The sequence below is a fragment of the Halapricum sp. CBA1109 genome (assembly GCF_009741825.1).
Taxonomy (GTDB): domain Archaea; phylum Halobacteriota; class Halobacteria; order Halobacteriales; family Haloarculaceae; genus Halapricum.
In genome coordinates this window covers 1-20,181 of record NZ_WPCA01000043.1, presented here as the reverse complement: position 1 = coordinate 20,181, position 20,181 = coordinate 1, and the positions used below count along the sequence as shown (strand labels likewise).

Annotated in this window: 24 protein-coding genes and 2 pseudogenes; 18 read left to right on the top strand and 8 right to left on the bottom strand. The window is 69.1% G+C overall.

Going from position 1 to position 20,181, the window contains the following annotated elements; genetic code table 11:
- From GJ629_RS06825 to GJ629_RS06815, 3 genes and pseudogenes are all read left to right on the top strand, one after another.
- Window positions 1-906: pseudogene (locus GJ629_RS06825) on the top strand (zinc-binding dehydrogenase); the annotation flags it as partial.
- Window positions 899-1,228 (top strand): hypothetical protein, encoded by a 330-nt coding sequence (locus GJ629_RS06820; RefSeq protein WP_157512323.1) that lies wholly within the window; start codon window positions 899-901, stop codon window positions 1,226-1,228. The pseudogene GJ629_RS06825 and the gene GJ629_RS06820, both read left to right, overlap by 8 nt.
- A 6-nt stretch (window positions 1,229-1,234) precedes the next feature.
- On the top strand, window positions 1,235-2,899 hold the full coding sequence (locus tag GJ629_RS06815; RefSeq protein WP_157512322.1) for a histidine kinase N-terminal 7TM domain-containing protein: 1,665 nt from the start codon (window positions 1,235-1,237) through the stop codon (window positions 2,897-2,899).
- On the opposite strand, the gene GJ629_RS06810 is transcribed toward GJ629_RS06815, so the two are convergent.
- Both GJ629_RS06810 and GJ629_RS06805 read right to left on the bottom strand, forming a co-directional pair.
- A complete protein-coding gene (locus GJ629_RS06810) occupies window positions 2,896-3,594 on the bottom strand; it encodes an SDR family NAD(P)-dependent oxidoreductase (protein WP_157512321.1) in 699 nt (232 codons plus the stop codon). The genes GJ629_RS06815 and GJ629_RS06810 overlap by 4 nt on opposite strands.
- 99 nt (window positions 3,595-3,693) lie before the next feature.
- On the bottom strand, window positions 3,694-4,011 hold the full coding sequence (locus GJ629_RS06805) for an NAD-binding protein (protein ID WP_157512320.1): 318 nt from the start codon (window positions 4,009-4,011) through the stop codon (window positions 3,694-3,696).
- Between the two features lie 84 nt (window positions 4,012-4,095).
- Between GJ629_RS06805 and GJ629_RS06800 the strand changes: the two genes are divergently transcribed.
- A complete protein-coding gene (locus GJ629_RS06800; RefSeq protein ID WP_197428475.1) occupies window positions 4,096-4,563 on the top strand; it encodes a DUF3592 domain-containing protein in 468 nt (155 codons plus the stop codon).
- A 10-nt stretch (window positions 4,564-4,573) separates the two neighbouring features.
- Here GJ629_RS06800 and guaA read toward each other — a convergent pair whose 3' ends face one another.
- From guaA to GJ629_RS06780, 4 genes and pseudogenes are all read right to left on the bottom strand, one after another.
- A complete protein-coding gene (gene guaA / locus GJ629_RS06795) occupies window positions 4,574-5,491 on the bottom strand; it encodes a glutamine-hydrolyzing GMP synthase (RefSeq protein ID WP_157512318.1) in 918 nt (305 codons plus the stop codon).
- Window positions 5,491-7,133, bottom strand: a pseudogene (locus GJ629_RS06790) (CTP synthase). The gene guaA and the pseudogene GJ629_RS06790 overlap by 1 nt, the downstream one beginning before the upstream one ends.
- Window positions 7,134-7,232: 99 nt before the next feature.
- Window positions 7,233-7,568: a hypothetical protein gene (locus GJ629_RS06785; RefSeq protein WP_157512317.1), complete on the bottom strand. Its 336-nt coding sequence runs from the start codon at window positions 7,566-7,568 to the stop codon at window positions 7,233-7,235.
- A gap of 50 nt (window positions 7,569-7,618) precedes the next feature.
- Window positions 7,619-8,116 carry an alpha/beta hydrolase gene (locus tag GJ629_RS06780; RefSeq protein ID WP_370515815.1) on the bottom strand — a complete coding sequence of 166 codons (498 nt, stop codon included), beginning with the start codon at window positions 8,114-8,116 and terminating at the stop codon, window positions 7,619-7,621.
- A gap of 180 nt (window positions 8,117-8,296) precedes the next feature.
- Here GJ629_RS06780 and GJ629_RS06775 point away from each other — a divergent pair, with 180 nt between their 5' ends.
- The 6 genes from GJ629_RS06775 (at window position 8,297) to GJ629_RS06750 (ending at window position 12,648) form a co-directional block, all read left to right on the top strand.
- Window positions 8,297-9,169 (top strand): PspA/IM30 family protein, encoded by an 873-nt coding sequence (locus tag GJ629_RS06775; RefSeq protein WP_157512316.1) that lies wholly within the window; start codon window positions 8,297-8,299, stop codon window positions 9,167-9,169.
- A 96-nt stretch (window positions 9,170-9,265) separates the two neighbouring features.
- Window positions 9,266-9,718 carry a universal stress protein gene (locus GJ629_RS06770; RefSeq protein WP_157512315.1) on the top strand — a complete coding sequence of 151 codons (453 nt, stop codon included), beginning with the start codon at window positions 9,266-9,268 and terminating at the stop codon, window positions 9,716-9,718.
- 58 nt (window positions 9,719-9,776) lie between these two features.
- Window positions 9,777-10,496 (top strand): DUF547 domain-containing protein, encoded by a 720-nt coding sequence (locus GJ629_RS06765; protein WP_157512314.1) that lies wholly within the window; start codon window positions 9,777-9,779, stop codon window positions 10,494-10,496.
- 45 nt (window positions 10,497-10,541) lie between these two features.
- On the top strand, window positions 10,542-11,582 hold the full coding sequence (locus GJ629_RS06760; RefSeq protein ID WP_157512313.1) for an ATPase domain-containing protein: 1,041 nt from the start codon (window positions 10,542-10,544) through the stop codon (window positions 11,580-11,582).
- Window positions 11,525-12,094: a hypothetical protein gene (locus GJ629_RS06755; protein WP_157512312.1), complete on the top strand. Its 570-nt coding sequence runs from the start codon at window positions 11,525-11,527 to the stop codon at window positions 12,092-12,094. The genes GJ629_RS06760 and GJ629_RS06755 overlap by 58 nt, the downstream gene beginning before the upstream one ends.
- Window positions 12,094-12,648, top strand: a complete 555-nt coding sequence (locus GJ629_RS06750; RefSeq protein WP_157512311.1) for a hypothetical protein — start codon at window positions 12,094-12,096, stop codon at window positions 12,646-12,648. Before GJ629_RS06755 ends, GJ629_RS06750 begins: the two co-directional genes overlap by 1 nt.
- Window positions 12,649-12,834: 186 nt before the next feature.
- Here the strand turns inward: GJ629_RS06750 and GJ629_RS17565 are convergent, their stop codons facing one another.
- Complete coding sequence (locus tag GJ629_RS17565; RefSeq protein ID WP_255475219.1) at window positions 12,835-12,957, bottom strand: hypothetical protein; 123 nt, start codon at window positions 12,955-12,957, stop codon at window positions 12,835-12,837.
- 136 nt (window positions 12,958-13,093) lie between these two features.
- On the opposite strand from GJ629_RS17565, the gene GJ629_RS06745 reads away from it, so the two are divergent.
- The 8 genes from GJ629_RS06745 to GJ629_RS06715 are packed head-to-tail and all read left to right on the top strand — an operon-like array spanning window position 13,094 to window position 18,263.
- A complete protein-coding gene (locus GJ629_RS06745; RefSeq protein WP_157512310.1) occupies window positions 13,094-14,428 on the top strand; it encodes a hypothetical protein in 1,335 nt (444 codons plus the stop codon).
- Window positions 14,404-15,039: a LysM peptidoglycan-binding domain-containing protein gene (locus GJ629_RS06740; RefSeq protein ID WP_157512309.1), complete on the top strand. Its 636-nt coding sequence runs from the start codon at window positions 14,404-14,406 to the stop codon at window positions 15,037-15,039. The genes GJ629_RS06745 and GJ629_RS06740 overlap by 25 nt, the downstream gene beginning before the upstream one ends.
- Window positions 15,036-15,803, top strand: coding sequence for a contractile injection system protein, VgrG/Pvc8 family (locus GJ629_RS06735; RefSeq protein WP_197428474.1), 768 nt, complete (start codon window positions 15,036-15,038; stop codon window positions 15,801-15,803). The genes GJ629_RS06740 and GJ629_RS06735 overlap by 4 nt, the downstream gene beginning before the upstream one ends.
- On the top strand, window positions 15,800-16,036 hold the full coding sequence (locus GJ629_RS16110; RefSeq protein WP_197428472.1) for a hypothetical protein: 237 nt from the start codon (window positions 15,800-15,802) through the stop codon (window positions 16,034-16,036). Before GJ629_RS06735 ends, GJ629_RS16110 begins: the two co-directional genes overlap by 4 nt.
- On the top strand, window positions 16,033-16,746 hold the full coding sequence (locus GJ629_RS06730) for a phage baseplate assembly protein V (protein WP_157512308.1): 714 nt from the start codon (window positions 16,033-16,035) through the stop codon (window positions 16,744-16,746). The genes GJ629_RS16110 and GJ629_RS06730 overlap by 4 nt, the downstream gene beginning before the upstream one ends.
- Window positions 16,746-17,045, top strand: a complete 300-nt coding sequence (locus GJ629_RS06725; RefSeq protein ID WP_157512307.1) for a PAAR domain-containing protein — start codon at window positions 16,746-16,748, stop codon at window positions 17,043-17,045. Before GJ629_RS06730 ends, GJ629_RS06725 begins: the two co-directional genes overlap by 1 nt.
- Entirely contained in the window at window positions 17,038-17,430 is a 393-nt protein-coding gene (locus GJ629_RS06720; protein WP_157512306.1) for a GPW/gp25 family protein, read from the top strand. The genes GJ629_RS06725 and GJ629_RS06720 overlap by 8 nt, the downstream gene beginning before the upstream one ends.
- A complete protein-coding gene (locus GJ629_RS06715; RefSeq protein WP_157512305.1) occupies window positions 17,427-18,263 on the top strand; it encodes a baseplate J/gp47 family protein in 837 nt (278 codons plus the stop codon). Before GJ629_RS06720 ends, GJ629_RS06715 begins: the two co-directional genes overlap by 4 nt.
- Window positions 18,264-19,416: 1,153 nt before the next feature.
- Here the strand turns inward: GJ629_RS06715 and GJ629_RS06710 are convergent.
- Window positions 19,417-20,016: a CoA pyrophosphatase gene (locus GJ629_RS06710; RefSeq protein WP_157512304.1), complete on the bottom strand. Its 600-nt coding sequence runs from the start codon at window positions 20,014-20,016 to the stop codon at window positions 19,417-19,419.
- Window positions 20,017-20,181 lie beyond the last annotated feature (165 nt).

The window sequence follows — 20,181 nt, the reverse complement described above, 5'->3', positions numbered from 1 at the left end:
GGGCCTGCCCGGCCTCGACCTCTCCGATGCCACACCGGTCCCCGGGAGCGACGCCGCGGGCGTCGTCACCGACGTCGGCGAGGGCGTCCGGCGGTTCGCGCCCGCGACCGCGTCGCGGTGTGGCCGGCCCAGTCCTGTGGCCGGTGTGAGTTCTGCCGCGACGGCGAGCCCTCGATGTGCGTCGACTACGGCGTCATCGGGGAACACTCTCGGGGTGTCCACGCCGAGACGGCCGTCGTCCCCGCGGACAACCTCGTCGCCGTCCCGGATGGCGTCTCGTGGGCGACGGCGGCGGCCGCGCCGCTTGTCTTTGGCACCGCGTGGCGGCTGCTGATCGAACGCGGCGACATCTCGGCCGGCGAGTCCGTCCTCGTGTTGGGCGCGAGCGGGGGCGTCGGCCACGCCGCGGTCCAGATAGCCGCCCACGCCGGCTGTACCGTCTACGCGACCGCCGGCTCCGAGCGCAAGCGGGAGTACGCCGCCGCCATCGGCGCCGACTACACCCTCGACTACGCCGACGGCGAGTTTGCCGAGCGAGTCCGCGACCTGACCGGCCGCCGGGGCGTCGACGTCGTCGTCGACCACGTCGGCGCGGCCACGTGGCGGGAGTCGCTGGCCGCGCTGGCGAAGGGCGGCCGCGTGTTGACCTGCGGGGCCACCACCGGCGGGACGCCCGAGACGGACCTCAACCGCATCTTCTGGAACCAGCTACAGGTCATCGGGTCGACGATGGCGGCCCCGGGCAGCGTCGACCGCGTCCTGCAGTTGGTGTTCGACGGCACCTTCGAGCCGCGCATCCGGGAGACGCTACCGATGAGCGAGACGGCCCGTGGCCACGAACTGCTTGAGGACCGCGAGGGGTTCGGGAAAGTCATCGTCGTCCCCGACGAGGTGTACGATGGCTGAGGACGATGACGAGGAGTACGTCCACCGGCCATCCGGCGAACCGCCGCGGCAGGCCCCCGCGGAGGACGACGAGTTCGGCTGGCGCGGGTGGGTCGTCGTCGCCGCCCTCGTCGTCGCCTTCCTCGTCGTCCCGTGGGTCATCGTGTTGCTCCCGCCGGCACAGACCTCCATCGCGGCGTTCGGCCTCACGCTCCGTGACACCTACCTCGTGGTGCCGCTGGTGCCGGCGCTGGTGCTCGGTGCACTCGGCGTGTGGGCGGCGCTCCGGGCGCGCCAGCTGAGACGGGGGAACGTTTTAACCTGCGCGCCTGAAATCGCATAGCAGGCGATGCTTCTGTCGCTGTATCTCCCGGCGGTTCTGCTGGTCGCAGTCGGCGGGACGGGGATGGCGCTGTACGCGTGGCTCAACCGCGACACCGCCGGCGGCGGACCGCTGTCGCTATTTTTGCTCTCGGCCAGTCTCCTGTCGCTCGCGGAGGCGCTGTCGCTCGCCACGCCCGGTATCGCCACGAAGTACTGGGCGACCATCGGCTATGCCATCGCCGGCATCGTCCCGCTTGCGTGGCTGCTGGCGGTATTCGAGTACACCGGCTACGACCGCAACCTCTCTCCGTGGACCGCGCCGCTGTTGCTCGTCGAACCGGTCGTCTACTCGGCGCTTTTGTGGACCAACGACAGCCACCACCTCGTCTGGGGGCCGGACTGGAACATCGTCGTCGTCGACGGCTACACCGCCTTCGTCGCCACCGAGTCGCTGGCGTTCTGGGGCCATATGGTCTACGTCTACGTCCTCGTCGCCGCCGGGGCGTGGCTGTTGGTCACCGTCTCTGCACGGGCCGAACGGCTGTTTCAGACGCAGGCGAGTGCGCTGCTCGCCGCCGTCGCCGTCCCGCTCGTGGTCTCTACGCTCGCCGCCTACGGGCTCCTCCCGACCGACCTCGACCCGACCGGACCGGCGTTCGTCGTCAGCGGCGCCGTCCTCGTCGGCGCTATCTACCGGGACCGGCTGCTTTCGGTTTCCCCGGCCGCCCGCGAGTTGGGCCGGGAAGCGCTGGTCGCCGAACTCGACGACCAGGTGTTCATCGTCGACGACACCGACACGCTCGTCGACTGTAACCCCGCCGCCGAGCGGTTGCTCCCGGGCGACCGCTCGACGGCCGTCGGCAACCGCCTCCCCATCCCGGACCTCGCCGCCGTCGTCGCCGAGGGTCCCGGCCAGTACGAGATAACGCTCGACGACGGGCACGTGACGCGGTACTACGACGTCCGCGTCTCGGCGTTCGACCGCGCTTACGGCACCGTCTCCGGGTCCATCGTCGCCCTCCGTGACGTGACCGACCGCACCCGGCGCGAGCAGCGACTGGACGTGATGAACCGGCTGTTCCGGCACAACCTCCGCAACGAGATGAACGTCGTCCGGGGCAACGCTGAACTGCTGGCTGATGACCTCTCGGGGTCGGCCCGCGACCGGGCACGCCGGATCATCGACACCGTCGACGAGGTGATCGACCGCAGCGACAAGGTCGGCGCGCTCTCCCAGTCGCTGGACGGCGAGGAGGAGAACCGCCCCGTCGATGTCGCGTTCGTCCTCGACGCCGTCGTCGAACAGGTCAGACACGACTACCCCGAGGCCGACGTGCAGACGAGCGTCGGCGAGCGGTCGTCGTGGCTGGTCGATGTCGACGCCTCCATCGAGGTGGCGCTGACCGAACTGCTCGTCAACGCCATCGAACACGCCGACGGCCCGGACCCGACCGTCTCGGTCGCGCTCTCGCCCGCCCGGGACGGCGTCGAACTGACGGTCGGAGACAGCGGTCCGGGCCTCCCCGAGCAGGAACTGGCGGTCATCGAGGCCGGCGTCGAGACGCCGCTTGAACACGGCAGCGGCATCGGCCTGTGGATGGTGACGTGGCTCGTCGAACGCGCCGGCGGGCGTATCGACTTCGCCGTCGACGACGGCACGACCGTCACGGTGTGGCTCCCGGCCGCCTAGTACTCCATTGGCTCCCGGTCACGCCAGAACAGCCCCGACGGGCTGTCCGGCCCGAACCGACAGAGCCACACCGGCGTGTCTGCGCCCTCCTCGACGCTTCGCGGCGCGTCCGCCCCGCCCATCGACGTCTGTGTCCAGCCGGGACAGACGGCGTTGACGAGCAGTCCGCGGTGGCCGTAGTCGCCGTCGAGCGTCGTCGTCAGTCCGTTCAGCGCCGCCTTCGACATCCGGTAGGCCGGATAGCCGCCGTCGTTGGGTCCGTTGAGCTGTCCCATGTCCGAGGCGACGTTCACGATCCGTGGGGCCTCGCGGTCGAGCAACAGGGGCAGCGCCGCCCGCGACAGCACGACCGGCCCGCGGAAGTTCGTCTCGACCACGCGGTCGAACTCCGCCACTGGTGTGTCCGCGAGCGCGGTGTCCGGTCCCATCACCCCGGCGTTGTTGACCAGCACGTCGAGGCGCCCGCTCTCGCTCTCGATACGGTCTATCGCCGCCGCGCAGTCGCCGTCGTCGGTCACGTCCAGTTCGACGACGCGGCGGTCGTCGTCGGTCACGTCCTCGGGGGACCGCGCCCCGGCGTACACTGTCGCGCCCAACGCCACGAGTCGGTCGGCGATGGCCGCGCCGAGGCCGCGGGTCGCACCGGTGACCAGTGCGACCTGTCCGTCGAGGTCCGACTGCACTGTCGGGTCCATAGCCGCCGTTGGCCGGCCGGGAATAAAAATAATCGCTCGGACGACGCCGCTACCGTCGCTCTCCTGTCTCGGACCCGGCAGTCTGCCGCCTCGCCCGCGTCAGTGTTCCAGTTCCTCGGCGACCGTCTCGGCGTCGATGAGCCGCGGATCGACGACCAAGTCGGCCTGTCCGCGGGCGAAATCCGGGAGCGACCCCTCGGCGTAGACGACGACCCGAATCTCCGGTGCGAGGTCCTTGGCGATAGCTATCGACGTGGCCTGTTCAATCTCCGTGAGGACGAACACGTCGGCCTCGTGGACCCCCGACTCCTCCAGCGTCGGCCGGTTGGCGACGTCGACGACAGTCACGCTGTGGCCTTCTGACTCGACGGCGTCGGCGACCGGTTCGGCGTCCACCCCGGCGACGATGACGTTCATGCTATTTCCCTCGGCAGGCGCGGGCTTGTGCGTTTCGCGTTGGGGATGGGAAGGGTCTTTCCGGACGAGCGGCTTCCCTCGGATATGGTTTCGGTACTCGTCGTCGCCGCCGGCCTCCCGTTCGTCCTCGTCGGCGGCGTGTTGCTGTGGTACGGCGGCCGTCTCGCAGTCGGGCTCTACCGGCGGCACCGCCAGACCCGAACCGTCGACGCCGAGGTGATCGAGGCGTCGGTCCGGGAGGTCGAGGACGGCGTCTTCGAACCGCGGGTCCGCTATCGCTACCGTTTCGACGGCGACCGCTACGAATCGGACCGGCTCAGGGAGGGCCGTGACCCGCCCTCCGGGTCGCGGTCGGTCGCCGAGTCAATCGTCGAGGACTACACGGAGGGCCAGACCGTCTCGGCGACGTTCCTCTCGGGCACGCCCGAGGAGGCGTCCCTAGAGCAGGTGACTGACACGTGGCCGTACGTCGTCGCCGGGACGGCGACGCTTTTGGGATCGGTGTTCGCGTCGCTGGGCGTCGGTATCGTCGCCAGCGGCCTGCTCGGGTGAGGCCGGCCCGCTACTCGTACTCGATGGTCGCGGGCGGCTTGTGGGTCACGTCGTAGACGACGCGGGCGACGTTCTCGTGGGCGCCGGTGATGCGTGACTGCATCCGCTGGAGGGTCTCCCAGTCGATCTCCTGTGCGCGGGCGGTCATCCCGTCCCGGCTTTCGACCGAGCGGACGGCGACGACCCAGCCGTGGACGCGGTTGTCGCCTTTGACGCCGGTGGCCTTGCCGATGACCGCCGCAAGCGCCTGCCAGGGTTCGTACTCCTCCAGTTCCTCCTCGACGACGTGGTTTGCCTCGCGGGCGACCTCGAGTTTCTCCTCGGTGACCTCGCCGATGATGCGGACGGCGAGCCCCGGACCGGGGAACGGCATCCGCTCGGCGATGATCGACTCCAGATCGAGTTCCCGGGCGACCTCCCGGACCTCGTCCTTGTAGAGGTCCCGCATCGGTTCGACGATGCCGTCGAAGTCGATGCGCTCGGGCAGACCACCGACGTTGTGGTGGGACTTGATCGTCCCCTCCGATTCGATGCGGTCGGGGTAGATGGTCCCCTGGACGAGGTAGTCGGCGTCGACTTCTCGGGCGACTTCCTCGAACTCCCGGATGAACTGTTCGCCGATGATGTGGCGTTTCTCCTCGGGGTCGGTTTCGCCGCCGAGAGCGTCGAGGAAGCGGTCTTTCGCGTCGACGATCCGGAGGCTGTCCATATACTCGAAGGTCTCGCGGATCTGTTCGGTCTCGCCTTTGCGCATCAGGCCGGTGTCGACGTAGACGGCGGTGAGTTGGTCGCCGATGGCCTCGTAGGCCAGCGCGGCGGCCGTCGAGGAGTCGACGCCACCGGAGAGGCCGATGACGGCGTTTTTCTCGCCGACTTCCTCGGAAATCTCTTCTACCTTCTCGTCGATGAAGCTGTCGACGTCTACCATTATGCTTCGACCTCCGTTTCCGTCGTCGTCTGGTCATGTTCGCCCAGCACGGCCTCCAGCAGGCCGACAAAGGGCGGTGAGGCCCGCGTCGGGCGCGAGCGGAACTCGGGGTGGAACTGCGTCCCGATGAAGTAGGGGTGATCGTCGAGTTCGAGAATCTCCATCCGGCGGCCGGCGCGGCCGGAGAACACCATACTGGTCTCGGCGAAGTCCTCGAAGTACTCGGGATTGACTTCGTAGCGGTGGCGGTGGCGCTCGGTGCAGACCGTCGAGTCGTAGAGGTCTTCGGCCAGCGTCCCGGGCGTGATGTCGGTCTGATGGGCACCCAGCCGCATCGTGCCGCCCATATCGTCGGTGTGTTCCTGCTCGGGCAGGATGTCGATAACCGGGTCGGGCGTCTCCTCGTCCATCTCCGCGGAGTGGGCCGCTTCGTAGCCCAAGACGTTGCGGGCCATCTCGACGACGGCCATCTGGAAGCCCAGACAGAGGCCGAGGAAGGGCACGTCGTTCTCGCGGGCGTAGCGGATCGCTTCGATCTTGCCCTCCGTGCCGCGGGAGCCAAAGCCGCCGGGGACGACGACGCCGTCGGCCTCGGTGAGGTTCTCGCTCTCGGTCACGTCGGCCTCGTCCGAATCGACCCAGCGGACGTTCACGTCGACGCCTTTCTCGAGGCCGGCGTGTTTCAGCGCCTCGTTGACGGACATGTAGGCGTCTTCGAGGTCGTACTTGCCGACGAGGGCGATGTCGACCTCGCCGGTGGTGTCCTGCGTGACGAGGTTCCGCCACGTGTTGTCCCGTTCCTCGGCGGGCAGAGCACGTTCGGCCAGCCCGAGTTCCTGCATCACGTACTCGTCTAAGCCTTCCTCCTCGACCATCAGCGGCACGTGGTAGATGTCCTCGACATCGGGGTTCGAGAAGACGGCGTCGGTCGGCACGTCACAGAACAGCGCTATCTTCTCTTTGACGTCGGGGTCCAGACGGTCCTCACAGCGCCCGACCAGAATGTCCGGCTGGAGACCGATAGAGCGGAGTTCCTTCACGCTGTGCTGGGTGGGCTTTGTCTTCTGCTCGCCGTTTTTCGAGTAGGGGACGAGCGTGACGTGGGTAAAGAGGATGTCGTTGTCGTCCTGTTCGTGGGCGAACTGCCGGAGGGCTTCCAGATAGGGCATCCCCTCGATGTCGCCGACGGTGCCGCCGACTTCGACCAGACAGACGTCGGTCCCCTCGGCGGCCTCGCGGATGCGGCGCTTGATGTCGTCGGTGATGTGGGGGATGATCTGGACGGTCTTGCCGAGGTAGTCCCCGGCCCGTTCCTTCTCGATGACGTGCTTGTAGGTCTTGCCAGTCGTCACGTTGTGGTCGAAGGTCATGTCCTCGTCGAGGAACCGCTCGTAGTTCCCCAGATCGAGGTCGACCTCGCCGCCGTCTTTGAGGACGTACACTTCGCCGTGCTGGAAGGGGTTCATCGTCCCGGCGTCGACGTTGAGGTACGGGTCTATCTTGACTGCGGTCACGTCGAAGCGGCGTTTTTCAGGAGACGGCCGGTGCTGGCGGCTGTGATACCTTTCCCCAGACCGGACATCACCCCGCCGGTGACGAAGACGAACTTGTTCCCCAGCGTGGGGTCGTACTCCGTGGGCATACCGACGGTGCGCGGCGGCGAGGCAAAACGATTTCGGGACCGGCCCGGTTCGTGGACACCTGTCAACCTCGCTGGCGGAGCGACGCGAGGACCCCCTCGTCAGGCCGACTCGGCGGTGATCCGCTCGAAATCCAGTTCGAATCGCGGCCGGCCATCGACCACCTCGCGCCTGACGGGCAGGGACTCGCCCTCCAGCGTCTCCAGACTGTCGTGGTCGACGCCGAGGCCGTCGACCAGTCGTTTGAGGTCGCAGTTGGCGCCCCACACCGGCGGGCGCTTGAACTCCCGGGCGAAGACGTTCCCGGCCGGCGTCTGCAGGCGGAGCGTCACCATCTGGCCGTCGTCCTCGACGGTCGTGACCGGCAGCGTCGAGAGGTCCTCGCCGGCCTTGACCGCTCCCAGCGTGTCGGCGATGTCGTCGATGTCGTCCCCCATATGTTCGTCGCGTCGCCCGCCGGTCACATAACGTTACTCGAACGCGGCGGTCAGTCGGGCGCGGGGCCGACTCGCCCGTCCAGAAACGCCGCTATCGATTCGCCGACCTGCTCGCGGCGGCCGACGAAGAAGTGGTCGGCGTCGAGCGCCTCGACCGTCCCACCGCGGTCCCGGACGGCGTCGACGACGGCCCGCCAGTCTGCGGTGTCGTCCCGTTCGCCGTAGACGACCGCGAGCGGACAGGACAGCGAGGCGAGGGCGGTCGCGGCGTCACGGTCGCCGACGGTCGAGACCGGCGCCAGCACCGCCAGCGCGTCGGGGGACGATTCAACTGCGGCCAGCAACGCGACGCCGCCGCCGAAACTGTAGCCCGCAAGCCCCACGGCGTCGTATCGTTCGCGGGCCCACCGCAGGGCGGCGACGGCGTCGGCCACCTCGCCGCGGCCCTCGTCCCACGGGCCGTAGTCGAAACGGAGGCAGGCGATACCGCGGTCGACGAGGGCGTCGCTGATCGCCCGGACGCGCGGGTCCGAGCGGGACCCGCCCATCTGTGGGTGTGGCGGACAACAGACGACGATCCGGTCGCTGTCGGGGCCCTCGCGGACGCGCGAACGTCGCGGCCGCCGGGGACGACGACGCGTTCCGACACGGTCGTTCTCAGGGCGCGCGGGGACAAAAACACCGAACAAGTGTAAGAGATTTATGACCAGCGGCCACAAAGCACGTGTATGGGAATCCTCTCGCGCGCCTCCTACATCATCCGCTCGAAACTCAACGCCGTCCTCAACCGGGCGGAGGACCCCTCCGAGACCCTCGATTACTCCTACGAGCAGTTGCGCGACCAGTTGCAGGACGTCAAACAGGGTATCGCCGACCTGACGACCCAGAAGAAGCGACTGGAGATACAGAAGCGCCGCTTGGAGGAGAACGTCGAGAAGCACAACGAACAGGCCCGCGAGGCCGTCCGGCAGGACCGTGAGGACCTCGCCCGGAAGGCCTTAGAGAAGAAAAAACAGAAGATGAACCAGATCGAGGGCCTCGAAACCCAGATCGCCGACCTTCAAGACCAGCAGGACCGACTGGTCGAACAGAAGAACACCCTCCAGTCCCGCATCGAGGAGTTCCGGACGAAAAAGGAGACGATGAAGGCCCGCTACGAGGCCGCCGAGGCCTCGGCGAAGGTCGGCGAGGCGATGACCGGCGCCGGCGACGAGTTCGAGGACGTGGGTCGGGCCATCGAGCGAGCGGAGGAGCGGACCGAGGATATGGAGGCGCGAGCCCAAGCGATGGACGAACTCCAGCAGAGCGGTGCCTTCGAGGACGCCCTCACCGACAAGGACGAACTCGACCGCGAACTCGAACAGATGAGCACCGACAGTCAGGTCGACGCGGAACTGGAGACGCTCAAATCCGAGATGGGCCAGTCCGCCGAGGATACTGAGACGGCGAGCGCGGACGCGACGACCGAGACCGACGCCGAGGAGACGGCGAGCGCCGAGGACGTCGACGTGAGCGACGTCGATGGCGTCGAGAGCGACCCCGACGTCGCCGACTCGGAGGTCGAAGCGGAACTGGAAGAACTGAAAGACGAGGAGAAGTAGCGCTCTCGACTCCCCGCGGTCGGGCGGCGCGCGGACTGCGTTTTTCGGGGTTCCTCGACACCCACACCTATGGTATCGGAGGGAGAACGGGACGGTATGTACGACCGGATACTCGTTCCGACGGACGGGTCGAGCGCGACGGCCGAGACGCTGGACCACGCGGCGGCTATCGCCCGCGACAACGACGCGACCGTCGACGTGCTGTACGTGATCGACCAGCGCCGGTACCGGGCGGCCTCGGCCGACACCAAAGACGAGGTCAGAGCCTCGCTGGAGGTCGAGGGCGAACGGGCCATCGAGGACGCCGAGACGCGACTGGCCGACGAGGGCGTCGCCGTGGCCACGACCATCGAGGAGGGCATCCCCTACAAGACCATCCTCGACTACGCCGCGGACAGCGACAGCGACCTCGTGGTGATGGGGACCCACGGCCGGACGGGCCGCAACCGCCGGGTCGCACTGGGGAGCGTCACCGAGCGCGTCGTCTCGAACGCGGCCGTCCCCGTGTTGGTCGTGGACATCGGCGCCGAGGCGGACACCGAGGAGTGAGCGACCGCCGGACACGACCGCAGTAGGGTTATCCACCCCGCGACCGTAGGCCGGGCCGATGGACACCGATCCGACGGCGCTCGCCCGGGACCTGTTGGTCGCCGTCCGGGAGGGCGAACCGACCCGCGGCTTGGAGACGCGCATCGGGTCGCTCGACGACGCCGTGCTGGCGGCCGCTCTCGACACCGACGACGCCCGCCTCGCGTTCTGGTGTAACGTCTACAACGCCTACGCACAGCTACTGCTGGACCGGTATCCCGCGGAGTACGAGGACAGCAGGCGGCGATTTTTCGGTCACGAGGCCATCCCGGTCGCGGGCGAGTGGCTCTCGCTCGACGCCGTCGAACACGGCATCCTCCGGCGCTCCAAATCGCCGATGGGGATGGGATACGTTCCGGACCCGTTCCCGTCGGCGTTCGAGCGACGCCACCGCGTCGACGCCCGGGACTGGCGGATCCACTTCGCGCTGAACTGCGGGGCGACTTCCTGTCCGCCCATCAGGGCGTACGAGGCCGACGCCGTCGACGCGCAACTGGACCTCGCCACGCGGTCGTATCTCCGGCAGGAAGTCACGTACGACCCGGAAACGACGACGGCGACGGTCCCCCGGTTGCTGTTGTGGTACCGTGGGGACTTCGGCGGCGGCTCGGGTATCAGATCGATCCTGCGGGCGTACGATTGTGTCCCGGACGACGCCGACCCGTCGCTGTCCTACGCCGACTACGACTGGTCGATGCGGCGAGGGCTGTTCGCCGACAGGTCGGAGTATCAGCCCTGATGCTGGCCGCACCACACTAATGTGGCGCCGTTCCTACCGTACAGTATGGTTGTTTCGACAGGGAGTGCGACACTCGACGATATTCTCGACGGCGGGTTCCCGCCGCGGCGCTCGGTCCTCGTGACGGGCGGTCCGGGAACCGGCAAGTCGACGCTGGCGATGCAGTACTTACAGGCCGGCCTCGACGCCGGCGAGGAGTGTCTGTACGTCAGCACCGAACAGACCTACGAGGAACTGGCCGACGCCTTCGCCGACTTCGACTTCGAGATGGATCACGAGGACCTGACGGTCACGTCCATCCACGCGACGACGGGCTACACCGTCGACGGCGGCGACGACCCGGAACTCACGCTGGAGACGCTGGAGGGCGGGCAGATGCTCGGCGGGGAGTACTCCGCGCCGTTCGAGGCCCAGTACATCGTTCAGCACCTCGAACAGTACGCCCCGGTCGACCGGGTGGTTCTCGACAGCGCCTCGGGGCTCTCGGCGATGGGCGACAACAAGGACGTGTTCCGCCGGACCATCCTCGACCTCATCCGCCTGTTCAACGACGAGTTCGAGGCGACGGCGCTGTTGACTGCCGAGGAGAGCGATCCGACGCCGACCGGCGACGGGATCAAAACTGTCGCGGCGAGCGACGCCATCCAGTTCAACACCCACGGCGTCCTCAGGCTCTACCGCGAGCGTATCGACGGCGACGACCACCGGTTCGTCGAGGTGGTGAAGATGCGCGGCGTCGACCACGACACCCGGACCTACGAGATAACGTTCGCCGACGGCGGCATCCGGATCAGTCCCCGCCGCCGGACTCACCCCGGCGAGTTCGTCCCGGACGAGTACCTCTCGACCGGTATCGACGGACTGGACGCCCTGCTGGGCGGGGGCATCGTCCGCGGCGGGTCGACCCTCCTCAAACACGACGGGCAGGCCAGCCCACACTCTATCCTGACGACGCTTCTGGCCTCGGCAATCGACGACGGGATGGCAGTCACCATCGTCCCGCCGGTCGCTCGGCAATCGACGACGGGATGGCAGTCACCATCGTCCCGCCGGTCGAGCTACCGCCCAAGCGCCTCCGGGAGATAATCGACGAGCGAGTCGGTGATATGGACGCGTTGCTGAACGACGACCGGTTCTTTCTGGTCGACTTCGCCGACATCTGGGAGAACACCCGGCGGAACGTGTTCAAACCGGCCGAACACGAAGACGAGGGCCCGGAGGCGGTGTTCCGGACTATCGACGAGCGCCGGGGCGACCGGGAGATGCTCAGCGTGATCAACGTCGAGGCCCAGTTGCCGCTGCTCACCGACGACGAACTCCGGCAGGTCCGGTTCTGGGAGGAGGAGAACCTCTATCTCCCCGGTGACACGTCGCTGTACCTGTTCAACCCGGAGACGATGAGCGACCGCCTGTCGGCGTTTTACGCCAACGCCGCGTGGCAGACCGTCTCGACGTGGATCGACGACCGCGGGCTCCAGTACATCAAACTGGAGAAATCGCCCGCAGGTTTCCTCGGGTCGACCCGGCTCGTGGAGTACCTCGACGAGAGGCCGTATATGCGCGTCCAGCAACCGCCGGGTCCGGAGGGAAGCAACTGATGGTGGCAATCGACCCGGGGACGAACGTGTTGCTGCAGGCGCCGTCGCTGTCGGCGGCCCGCCACGACCGGTGTCAGGAGTTGCTGGCACCCGGGGACCCGGCCGGCCTCGACGTGTTGCGGATCACCTACTCCGACGACCCGCAGTCGCTGCTCGACGACTGGCGTGAGACTGTCGGCGAGATGCCCGCCCGGACCGGTATCGTCGTGGTCGGCGGCGCGGCGGACTTCGAGGGCGTCACCGACCCGACCGACGGGGACACCGTCGCCGTCACCACGGCCAACCCCAACGACCTGACGGGACTGGGGATGCGGTTGAACAACTACCTCAACGACGTCGATCCGGAGAACCAACTGGTCGTCTGTCTGGACTCGCTGACGGAGTTGTTGCAGTTCGTCGACGTCCAGTCGGCGTTCAAGTTCCTCCACATGTTCACGGGGCAACTCCGCGAGGCGAACGGTATCGGACACTTCCACATCGATCCGGACGCTCACGACCCGAAGGTGATCAGTCAACTCAAGCCCGCGTTCGACCGACAGATAACCGTCGAGTGAGCTCTCCCGGAACCAATCGAAAAGCGGCAGAAACGCCGCCCGTCACGGCCGCCGCCCGGGCACAGCGGGCGGGATGGGCCGACGGAGTCGGTGGAGTGCCATGTCACTCCACCACAGCAGGTGTCGGCGGCGGCACAGGCCGCCGACGGATCACGGTGACTCACCGGTCGGGGCCGGTCGTCACGGTCAGTCGGCAGCCTCTGGCACTCGGGGGTTGCTCTCGGTCTCGACGTTCGTTTCGTGTTCGCGCGCTTCTTCGACGATCCTGTTGACGTATCCGGGGTACGTTCCCATTCCTTCTGCTTCCATTGCGTTTTGGTGGACGTTCGTATCCTAATTAAGGGTTTTGCGCATACAATCGGGCAGTGTTGCACACACCTTATACGTGTATATAGTATTCCTCTCCGGGCCGAGGTTTATGTACGGTACCGACGCAACCGGGGCCGTGACACGGCACTCGACGCTCACCCGACCGCGGGACCGGGGACTCGTGGCCGCCGGGTGGTCCCCGGGGCGGTCGTCGGAAGTGCGGTCTCTCGGGACGCTCGGCGCCGGAGTCGGTCGGTTCAACGGGACGCTCCCGGTCGGTATCGCTTTCGGGCCCCGGGAGACGCCGGCGCTGTCGCTGGTCGCTGGCCTCGGTGCGAACCGCCCGTCGCCGGACGGCACCGCCCCGGGGCTCCAATCGACCGTCTCCCGGTCGCGTTCGACGACGCTCGTATCCGTGGATTCCGGTCCCCGCTCCGGCGTGGCGGACCGGTCGACGACACCCGGACAGCGGACCGACCCGGGCCCGACCGCTCGGCTCGGACCGCAGACTACCGTCGCCCGGGCCGAGTCCGAACCGTCCGAGGACCGCGGTGGTACCCACACAGTCGACAGTTCCGACGCTGACCGTCCCCGGACGGCGTCGCTCCCGCCGTTGACTTCGACGGCGACGGAGACGGACGGGGAGGAATCCGATTCGTCGTCGTCGCTCCGGTCGCTCAGTCGGTTCGCCGCCGCGGTGTTTCGCCTCGCCAGAACCGCCCCTGCGGCGGGGCTGTCGGCCTCCAGCGTCCGCCTCGCCGTCCGGTCGTTCGCGCTCAGACACGGCCGTCCCGCGTCGGCCGCGAGCGACCGGGTCCGGTCGTCGGCCTGGACGCGAACCGGCCAGACGGCGGCGGGACTGGGGACGCTGCCGGTCGGTCCCGCGACGAACAGCGGCGCCCCGACGGATCGACCGCCCGGTGTCGAACGGGCGACGGCGGACGCGCCGACACTCCGGTACGAGGACGCGGCGACCGACGCTCGCTCCGGCGGCAACGGTCGGGATACGGACGACGAACGGTTGAGTGAGGCGACGCTCGATCAGCCGTCTACGGGGGACCGGTCAAGCACTGGGTCCGCAGTCGACCGGCAGGACGCGGGAGCGACGGACCGAGAGCGTACGTCCCCCGAGACGCCGCCAGTCGACCGGCGGCAATCGAGCGGCGGTCCCGACGCCCGGGAGGGCGGTGACCCGTCCCGGGAAACGGGCGACGGCGTGACGGTTTCGGCCACGGAAACCGACGGGGACGTTCGGACGACGACCGACGAGGGGGACGCGCCCGGAGACGGGTCGCTGCCGACGCTCGCGGACATCGACGCCGAGGTCAGCGAGGACGGGAGCGTCGAGGGCCCGGCGCTGTCGGCGGGAACGGATCGAGTACTCAGACGCCTGTACCGGGATTTCGAACGTCGCTCCGGACCGAGCGCCGACGGCGGGGGCTGTAGATGCGCCACGAGACCGCGACGATAACGATCTGTAACGGTGCCGAGGCGGGAACGAGCGTCGAGTGTGCGTTCAACCCCTCCGCGTACCGGATGGAGAAGACGGCGACCTACGACGACCTGACGGCCGCCGGGACGGGGGCGCCGCTCACGCAGTTCGTCGACGGCGGGGCCGAGACGCTGTCGATGGAGCTGTTTTTCGACACGACCGACCGGGCGGAGCCGACTGACGTCCGGACGGCCTACGTCGACCACGTCGACACGCTGCTGTCGGTCGACGACGACATCGGTGCGCCGCCGGTCTGCCGGTTCGTCTGGGGCGAGGGGCTCGACTTCACCGCGGTCCTCGAACGGGCGGACAAGCGGTTCACGAAGTTCCGGCCCAGCGGCGTCCCCGTCCGTGCGCGTGTCGACGTGACCTTCCGGGAGTACCGGGCGAGCGAGGCGTCGCCGCCGGACGCGGCCGCGGCGACCGATACCACGAGACGCCGGGTACTCACGGAAGGCGAACGGCTGTCGGCCGTCGCCGCCGAGGCCTACGACGACCCCTCGGCGTGGCGGACCATCGCCTCGCACAACGACATCTCGAACCCGCGGGACGTTCCCGCGGGCACCGAACTGGAGGTGCCGCCGCGATGACCGGGACCGAACCGCGGTACGCCCCTCGATACCGGATGGAACTCGGCGACCGACAGTTCGACGGGACGGGTGGCGCGGTCGGTGACCTCGTCGTCGAGACGACAGTCGACGGGGCGGACCGGTTCGCCGCCACCCTGCAGTACCCCTTCGAGGACGGGTCATTCCGGGGGCTTCCGTGGGAGTCGCTCGCGGCCGGGACGGACGTCTCGATAGCGATGGGCTACGGCGACGACCTGACGCCGCTGTTCTCGGGGCGCGTCGACGGCGTCCGGGCGTCGTTCGACCGCTCGACCGCCCCGTCGGTGACGGTGACCGGCTTTGGCCGCTTGCGGGCGACGATGACCGGGACTGACTCCCGGTCGTGGCGGGAGACGACTCTCGGGGACGTCGTCGAGTCGGTGCTGTCGCCCTACGCGTTCGACAGCCTCGACGTCGCGGCGTCGGTCGAACGGGAGTGGCTGTTCCAGGACAACCGTAGCGACTACCGGTTTCTCGCGGCGCTGGCAGAGACCTACGGGTTCCGGTTCTACGCCCGCCGCGACACCGCCGTCTTCCGGCCCCGCGGCGAGCGTCGAGTTCGGTCGACCCGGCCGCGACGCTCCGGTACGGCGACCGACTCGGCGAGTTCGACGGCGAACGCCGCCGGGACGGGTCGGAGGCTGTCGAGGTCCGGTCGTGGGACCCCGACCGGCGAACGGAACACGTCGCCACGGCCGGGCCGACGGACGCGGACGCGACCGAGGTGTTCAGAGTTCCAGCTATGACACGAGCGGAGACGGAGACGATAGCGACCGAGACGCACAGGGTGGCGACCGACGGCCTCCTCGAAGGGCACGGCGTGGCGCACGGGACGCCCGCGATACGGGCCGGCGAGACGGTCGAACTCGCCGGCCTCGGCGACCCGTTCTCGACGACGTACCTCGTCACGGCGGCGACGCATCGGCTCGGCGAGTCGGGCTACCGGACCGACTTCGAGGTGCGGGAGGTGGCGGCGTGAGCCACGCCGGTCCCTTCGATGGTGACGGCCTCACCGGGGTCAGGGTCGGCGTCGTCGCCGACACCGACGACCCGGAAGGCCGGGGTCGGGTTCGGTTGCGGTTCCCGTGGCGGGCGGCCGAAGATCGAAGCCGGTGGGCGCGGGTCGCCACGCCGATGGCCGGGCCCGACTGCGGCGTGCAGTTCCGGCCCGCCGTCGACGACGAGGTGCTGGTCGCCTTCGCGGGCGGTGACATCCACCGCCCGTTCGTCGTCGGGTCGCTGTGGAACGGCGAGCACGCACCGCCGGAGTCGGACCCGGCCGACGACCCGACGGTCCGAACGATTACCACACGGGCGGGCCACCGGGTCGACTTCGCCGACGGCGACGGCGGCGGTGTCTCGATCACCACCGCCGGCGGCCACCGGATCGACCTCGACGACGGCGGCGAGCGGATCGAGATAACGGACGGCGACAGCCGCATCCGCCTCGACGGCGAGGCCGGCGAGCTATCCATCTCGGCGGCGGACTGCCTGACGCTGTCGGCCCCGACGGTCGAGATAGACGCCGGCGACCGCCTGACGGCGGACGCGGGTCGGCTCTCGCTGGCGGCGGACTCGACGCTCTCGCTGTCGAGTTCGGGACAACTGAAGACGACTAGCACCGGGGGAACGAGCCTGTCGGCGACGGGACCGCTGTCGATCAGCGGCTCGCTCATCTCGCTCAACTGATGTCACTGATGGCACGCGCCGGCGACGGCACGGCGCACGGCACACCGCTCGCCCCGGGCGGCAGTCCGAACGTTCTCGTCGGGGGACGACCGGCGTGGCGAGCGGCCGTCGACACGCACACCTGCCCGCTGACCAGCGGGACCGTCCCGCACGTCGGGGGCGTCGTCAGTCAGGGGGAGCCGACCGTCCTGATAAACGGGCTCCCGGCGACCAGCGTCGGGGATACCATCGTCGAGAACGGCCCGCCGAACAGGATCACGACCGGCTGTCCGTCGGTTCGGGTGGGCACGAATGGATGACCACGGCCGCGGGACCGGGTGGGCGTTCCCCGTGACCGTCGCGGACGGCGACGTGGTGAGCGTGACCGGCGAGGACGACATCGAGACGGCGATAGAGATCATTCTCGGGACCGCGCCGGGCGAGCGGCTGATGCGCCCCGAGTTCGGTTGTGCGATCCACGAGCAGACGTTCTCGGCGGTGACGCCGGCGACACTGAACCGCATCGAGACGTCGGTCCGGGAGGCGCTTTCCGCCCACGAGCCGCGAATCGCGGTCGAGTCGGTCGACGCGACCCGCGGGGACGACCCCGGAGCGGTCCTGATCGACGTCGGCTACCGGCTACAATCGACGGACGAGCGCTCGACCGTAGCTTATCCGTTCTCACTGCGGGAGGGAGACGGATGACCGGACCCCCGACGCTCGACGGCCGCGACGAGGACGCGTTGCGGTCGGCCCTCGAATCGCGGGCGGCGACGTATCTGCCCGAGTGGGACCCGGAGAGCCGGGACGGGGCGACGGCGCTTGTCAGTATCGGAGCCGAGTTCGGCGCGGCGCTCGTCGACCGAGTCGACCGCCTCCCGGCGGCACAGCGACGGGCGTTCGCCGACATCGTCGGGACCGACCGCCGCCGACCGACCGCGGCGCGGCTACCGCTCTCGTTCACGCTCGACACCGATGCGGAGCGGAACGTTCCGATTCCGGCCGGGACGCGGACGGAGACGGCCGATGGCGAGCGATTCGAGACGGACGAGGCGGTCGAGGCGACCCCAGCGTCGCCGGTCGCCGCCTACGCGGTCGACCCGGACGGCGCGCGGACTCTCGACCACACGGACGCGGTGGCGGAGGACGGCCGGACGACGCTGTTCTCGGGCGAGGATCGTCAGCACCGTCGGCTCTACGTCGGCGAGGACGCCCTCGACGCTGCGGCGGGAACCGTCGTGACGGTCACCGCCGAGACGGACCGCCCACTCGACGGCGACCTCGTCTGGGAGTACTATGGCGACCCGCCAGACGGAGCAGTCGGTTGGCATCCCCTCCCGACCGCGGAGCGGCCGTCTCCGTCGGGGATCGACGGGCTTCGTGATCGGCAGACCGCACGGGAGACAGATCCCGGTGTCGTCCGCGAGCGGTTCGTCCTACCGGGCGAGACGGTTCCGGTATCGGTCGACGGCGTCGAGTCCCACTGGCTCCGGTGTCGCGCGCCGGACGCGACCCGGAGTCGGTCCTCGAAGACGTGACGATCACCGTCGGCCGGTCGGCGACGCCGCCGGACGCGGCTATCGCCAACGACGTGCCGTTGTCGCCCTCGGAGCCGCTGTCCCCGTTCGGGCGGACGCCACAGCCACCGTCGACGCTGTACCTCCGGTCGGCCGCCTTCGCCACACCGGAGGCGTCGGTCGACCTGACGTTCGAATCTGCCGACGAGTCGGCCTCGGACATCGACCTCGACACCGGGACGGTCCCGGTCGCAACTGGGCCGCCGACGCTCTCGTGGGAGTACCACGACGGCGACGGCTGGACGCCGCTCCCGGTCGAGACGGACGGAACAGACGCGTTGCGGACGCCCGGGACGGTCACCGTGTCGGTCCCGGCGGACGCGGCGGCGACGACGGTCTCCGGCCACCGCGGGCCGTGGATACGGGTCCGGCTGGTCGCCGGCGCATACCGCGATCAGGTCCCGACGTTCGGCGGTCTCTCGGTGGCGTTCGACGGACCGGAGCGGACGCCCCGACTGGCGACAGCGGCGAACGGGACGACGGCGACCGTCGACTCGCTCCCGGTCCGTCCGTTCCGAGGACGGGCGGACGCGGACCGCACGCTGTATCTGGGGTTCGACGCGCCGCTCCGGGGCGGGCCGCTCTCGCTGTTGTGGTCGCTGGCGGACGCCGGCGACGGGACGGTCCTCGTCTGGGAGCGCCGACGGGCGTCCGACGGCGAGTGGGTCGCGGTCGAGGTCGACGACCGGACGGGTGGGCTGTCCGCATCGGGAGTCGTCAGGCTCTACGTCGACGGCGAGACGACGGCGACGACGGAGTTCGGCGAGGCGCGTCACTGGCTCCGGGTCCGCGCTCCTGACGGGTGGGACGAGACGCCGACCGTCGCGGCCGTCGATCCGAACGCGGTTCGGGCGAGCAACACCCGGTCGGTCACGGTCGAACCGCTCGGGAGCAGCGACGGGCGCCCGAACCAGCGTTTCGAGTGCCCGGACGCGACGGTGCTCGACCCGGACCTGTGGGTCGAGGAGTCGGGGCGTCTCGCCGACGGGGACCGCGCCGCACTGCAGGCGGAGCGACCCGAAGATGTCGAGGTCGAGTCCGAGGCCGTCTGGGTGCGCTGGGACGAGCGGTCTGACTTCCTCGGCGCCGGCCCCGACGACCGCGACGTTCCGGATCACGGCAGGCTGTCGGCGTCGTGGTCGAGCACCTGTTCGGGGTCGGGCGGGGACTCCCAGTCGGTGGCGAGTTCGAGGAACTGGACGAGCATCGCCGCCGTCGCGCCCCAGACGGTGTAGCCGTCGACGTGGAAGTAGTGCAGGCGGACGCGGCCGTAACTCGGGTGCTCGCGCATCTCCGTCTCGTAGTTGTCGGGGTCGAGGATGTCGGCGAGGGCGAGGACTGCTATCTCGGCCACCTCGTCGTCGCCCGGTTCGTACGGCCGGTCGGGGACGGTGGCGACGAACGGCCGGATGACGTAGTGGGTGACAGTCTCGAAGTCGTCGAGGCGGCCGTGAAACGACGGCTCGGCGGGGTCGAGTCCGATCTCCTCGTCCGCTTCCCGCCGGGCGGTCGCCCGGAGGTCGTCGTCCTCGGGTTCGTAGCCGCCGCCGGGGAAACTCATCTGCCCGGGGTGGTCTTCGAGGTGTTCGGCCCGCTTGGTAAAGAGGACGTGCGGGCCGTTCGGTCGCTCGACGACGGGGACGATCACTGCCGCCGGGCGGAGGTCGCTGTCGGCGTCGACGGCGTCGTGGGCCGTGATCGCTCCCAGATCCATATCCAATCCAGACGACGGCCGCTAATAATTTGCCCGCTGTCGTTCCACGCGGTATGGTGTTCAGAGAAGAGGGAGAAGCGATAGAAAGCCCTCGGCCAGTTCCGGTCCCGCGGCTCGCTGTGCGCTTCGGGCTCTTCGAGCCTTGCAGTGCTTGCGTCGCCGGGG